This is a genomic window from Hydrogenovibrio sp. (genome assembly GCF_049975065.1).
Taxonomy (GTDB): domain Bacteria; phylum Pseudomonadota; class Gammaproteobacteria; order Thiomicrospirales; family Thiomicrospiraceae; genus Hydrogenovibrio.
Genome location: NZ_JBNGDN010000035.1, coordinates 16,723 through 19,779 on the forward strand (window position 1 = coordinate 16,723; position 3,057 = coordinate 19,779).

At 47.2% G+C, this 3,057-nt stretch carries 4 protein-coding genes; 1 reads left to right on the plus strand and 3 read right to left on the minus strand.

Going from position 1 to position 3,057, the window contains the following annotated elements; translation table 11 throughout:
- From ACP5D0_RS05820 to ACP5D0_RS05830, 3 genes are all read right to left on the minus strand, one after another.
- A partial coding sequence (locus tag ACP5D0_RS05820; RefSeq protein ID WP_472364717.1) for a recombination directionality factor occupies positions 1-923 on the minus strand: 923 nt, incomplete at its 3' end.
- Positions 924-979: 56 nt separating this feature from the next.
- A complete protein-coding gene (locus ACP5D0_RS05825; protein ID WP_472364718.1) occupies positions 980-1,996 on the minus strand; it encodes a YqaJ viral recombinase family nuclease in 1,017 nt (338 codons plus the stop codon).
- Between the two features lie 11 nt (positions 1,997-2,007).
- The gene (locus ACP5D0_RS05830; protein ID WP_472364719.1) at positions 2,008-2,337 is read right to left on the minus strand and encodes a hypothetical protein; all 330 of its coding nucleotides are present in this window, start codon (positions 2,335-2,337) and stop codon (positions 2,008-2,010) included.
- A gap of 566 nt (positions 2,338-2,903) precedes the next feature.
- Between ACP5D0_RS05830 and ACP5D0_RS05835 the strand changes: the two genes are divergently transcribed.
- Positions 2,904-3,057 (plus strand): helix-turn-helix domain-containing protein (locus tag ACP5D0_RS05835; RefSeq protein WP_472364721.1); only part of this gene is annotated, 154 nt, incomplete at its 3' end.

Sequence of the window (3,057 nt, forward strand, 5' to 3'; positions counted from 1 at the left end):
TGTTGCGCCAACTTTTCAGTTAAGCTCTGAGTTGGCTGGTTGGATTGAGAGTGATTTGTTGTGGCGGTCGAAGACGGGTCGGGAAAAAACTCCTCAATGACCGCAGAAACGGTTTCCTCATCTTCTTCAAAGTGACCGTTTCGCAAGCCTGTTAAAGCGGCCTCGTCCAAAGCTCTCTGATCAAACCCCATTTCTAAACGTTTGAGTTCCGTGGTCTTGGCTTGAGTCAAGGTGTCTTCCAGTCGCATCCCAGTGCGCAGTGTTAGGTCTACGTAATAAATAGGGTGCCCAAAGCTCTGCCGAGTTGATTTCCCCCGAATTTTCAACGCAAGCGGCAAACACGATAGGCGATCACCCGAAATCGCCTTAAAATAATTGAGCCGAGCCGCCAAGGTTCGGATGCTATTAAATCCACTGGTTCGAAAAATAAAGCTCCCAATTGGATCATCGGCACCGTCATCATCGGGTTTTACTACAACATTCATGCGACCGAAGGGTTTGCAATATCCTTGTGATAAGTCACAATGCTCTGGGCTGGGACAGGCAAAGGATTCATAGCCTGCTGGGGTATGTCGTTGACAGGATTCACCGTTGCCTACGCAGATAGGGCGGGCGGTTTGTCGGTCAAATAGACAATATTGCGTTCGCAGATTCAGATCCGGTTCGTTAAAAAGCAGTTGGACAGGAATTTCTCGAAGTTTCTTTTGGCCGTTTCGAAGTTTTTCATCCAACGGGTGTCGAATCCAACCATCGGATGTTTGAATTTGGCTGGTTAATGTAAATTGGTCATCCTTTTGTGGTAATCGCTTACCATTGCGCTCCACGACCTGTCCAATGGAAATACGACCGATTTCAGGCGGGGTGAGTACAAGTCCTTTTAACATAAGGCCTCCTAAAAGTGAGTGGTATAAAAAACCCCACAATGCGCAGATGGCATTGTGGGGGATTCGAGTTTATTCATAATGGTGCTTGGTTGTATCTAGTCGGTTTGTACTAAAAACCGTCGATTGCCCGGGCGAGTCATTGTGTATTCTTTGAAAAGTTCCGGTCTTTCGGCCTTGATTCGCTTGGTATCGAGTAAAATCGAGGGCTTGGATTTGCGCCAAGACACTTTTCCTGATGAAAAATGGGCGTAACTGAAATCGCCGATGCGAGCTTGGAGCTGATTTTTCAATAAAGCTTCTTGATCGGTTAAATCCGATAGTTGAGCGCGAACCGCCACCAGTTCTTCAAATGCGTCATTTGCATCCGAATCGTCGGTGAGATCAAGTGCGTCGTTGTTGTCGTTAGGGTAAAGTTTCTGTAAAGCGCTGGCCGCAGAGGCAGAGGCATCCACGGGCGGTGGTGTATCGGTTTGAACACGGTGCCAAAAAGCCGACTCCAGTTGTATCAATTGGCGAATCAAATCGTCATTGCGTTCAACACGAAAAATCTCTAATTTCTGACCGCCAATCAATACCGCTACATCCGCCGCCGCTTGCCCTGTGACCGCCAGTTGATGCTGAACTTGCAGTTGAATATACTCAGGCACACCGTTTTCCCAGTGTTTGGCCGAGAAAACACCCGCTGTTTTACACTCCAAAACCTGAACTTCAGGATCACCGACAACCTCGCGGTCAATGTTGGCCAGCATCCAAGGGTGTTCAGAGTGTTGTAGAATAGAATTAACGCGACGGACTTTTCGCCCCGTGCGTTTTGCGTAATGCTCAGCGACAATCGGCTCTAAAATGGTTCCCCAGACCAACGGGCTATCATCCTTTAAATCCGTTTGTTGCGGCGCTATTCGCCCGGTTTTTTCCATCCACAATTCCAATTGAGATTTATACGGATTCAAGCCGCAAGCCGTGGCCGCATCACTTGATCCGATGCCTTGATTGCGGTACTTTAACCACAAACTTTCATCCATTTGGTTCGTGGAAATCATCCGCTTGGCCTGGGCATGATGACGAGGCTTTTTAACAGACGCTTTTTGCGAAATAACAGTTAGATTTTCCATTTTGTTCCTCCTTACAATTTTTGTGAAAACTCATGGCCGCAGTGTTGACACTTGCAGTTCAGAAGCACTTCATCATCAATTCGTTCGCCAAGCTTAGAGCCAGCAACACCGCCAGCGGTGGCACCGGCTAACCCACCAAAAATAGCGCCGCCAAGCCCTCCTAATGCGATTCCAATTGGACCACCGATAGCCCCGAACGCTGCACCAGCCTGAGCACCGGACGCCGCACCGGTGACACCCGCTGCACCGCCCGCCGCAATACCGATAGCGCCCCCGACTCTCTTGCCAGCATTTTTCTTGATCACTTGATGCGAGCCACAATTTGGACAAAAATGTGCCATATTCACTTCTCCTATGTTTTAATAAGCATAAAAAGGTAGTCGTTACCTTTTTCATATAAGTAATATAGGCCTAAGTTTTGTTTGAATCGAAGCTGAAGGGGACGGTACCAGGCAAGCAGGTCTGGTTGTGTAGGATGTGTCATAGCACCTGAAGCCAAAACGGACGTTTCAGGTATAATTTGGATGTTATTGCATCCAAAGGTGGCTTAAATGAAAAATCGGACTATCCATATAGACTTGCCATCTCGCACAACGACCGTCACCATCCATGAAACCCTGTATCACTTGATTAGTCTAAAATTGACGAATGAAGCAGATGCTTATCGAAGGGTACGAGAATGGTTAAGCCAGAAATGTACAGATCAGCTGGGAGATTGGCCAAAAAGCGGTGGTGTACGGCAAAACTTGAGTAAGTATGCTGTGCTTGAATTGATCTAATCTGCAATAAATAAACTTGTTAATCACCCTTGAATTCATATAATAACCGCAACACCCAAAAAACAGAATAATGTGGCGGCCAACTGTCCTAGAATGGTTGTTCCCACACAAACATTCGGGTGCCAAAGATGACACAATTCAAACAGTTGACCATTGAAGAACGATACCACATTCAAGCCCATCTTGAACAGGGATTGAGCCTAAGAAAAATGGCTGAAAAGCTGGGTCGAGCGGCTTCAACCCTAAGCCGGGAACTGAGGCGTAACCTACACCCGTCCTGTA